The organism is Actinocorallia lasiicapitis, from assembly GCF_054778695.1.
In genome coordinates this window covers 1-1,010 of the sequence record NZ_BAAGZI010000784.1, presented here as the reverse complement: position 1 = coordinate 1,010, position 1,010 = coordinate 1, and the positions used below count along the sequence as shown (strand labels likewise).

Here is a 1,010-nt window from a genome sequence, read left to right as displayed (position 1 = left end):
CATCTGCCGGGCGGTGAGGACTGGCTCATTCTGGCGCGGAGCCCCGGCGGCGCCACCCGCTGGGCCGGCGGCACGAACCAGTCCCGCGGCACGGCGTCCGTCACGGCCACCGCGGTCCGCGCCCTCCCCGGCCTCCCTCCGGGCACACACCATCTCCACCACGTCCTCACCCTCGACGATCTCCGCCACGACCGGGGCATCACCTTCTCCGACTAGCCCTGTGAAACCCGGCAAATCGGTAATGTGGCGGAAGGTGATCTTTGAGAGGGGTGGCGGGTTTGAGCGAGCAAGTACCGCAGTTGGACACGTCGGTGCCGCACGCGGCGCGGATCTGGAACTACTGGATGGGCGGCAAGGACAACTTCGCCGCCGACCGGGCGGCGGGCGACGCCGTCGCCGGGGTGTATCCGGAGATCGTCACGATGGCGCGCCAGTCGCGGCCGTTCCTGATCAGGACGGTCCGCCATCTCGCGGAGGAGGTGGGGATCCGCCAGTTCCTCGACATCGGGACCGGTCTGCCGACCATGCAGAACACCCACGAGGTCGCGCAGGGCATCGCCCCCGACTCGAAGATCGTTTATGTGGACAACGATCCGCTGGTGCTGGTGCACGCCCGCGCCCTGCTGAAGAACACGACCGCCGAAGGCGTCACCACCTACGTCCACGCCGACTACCACGACCCCGCGAAGATCGTCGCCGAGGCCGCGCAGGTCCTGGACTTCGCCGAGCCGGTGGCCGTCATGTTCATGGGCGTCCTGGGTTACGAGCCGGATCTGTCGGTCGTCAAGGACATCGTCTCCACCGTGATGGCCGCGGTCCCGTCCGGCAGCCACCTCACCCTCTGGGACGGCACCAACACCAGCCCCGAGGTCGTCGCCGGCAGCGAGAAACTCGCCTCCAGCGGCGCCGCCCCCTACATCCTCCGCTCCCCCGCGGACCTCGCCGAAACCTTCACCGGCCTCGACCTCCTCCCCCCGGGCCTGGTCCCCCTCCCCCTCTGGAACCCCACC

At 69.4% G+C, this 1,010-nt stretch carries 1 protein-coding gene and 1 pseudogene; both read left to right on the top strand.

Features of this window, described 5'->3' with window-relative positions; translation table 11 throughout:
- A pseudogene (locus ACYVE7_RS34600) lies at nucleotides 1-216 on the top strand (saccharopine dehydrogenase); the annotation flags it as partial.
- Nucleotides 217-278: 62 nt separating this feature from the next.
- A partial coding sequence (locus ACYVE7_RS34595) for an SAM-dependent methyltransferase (RefSeq protein ID WP_460370853.1) occupies nucleotides 279-1,010 on the top strand: 732 nt, incomplete at its 3' end.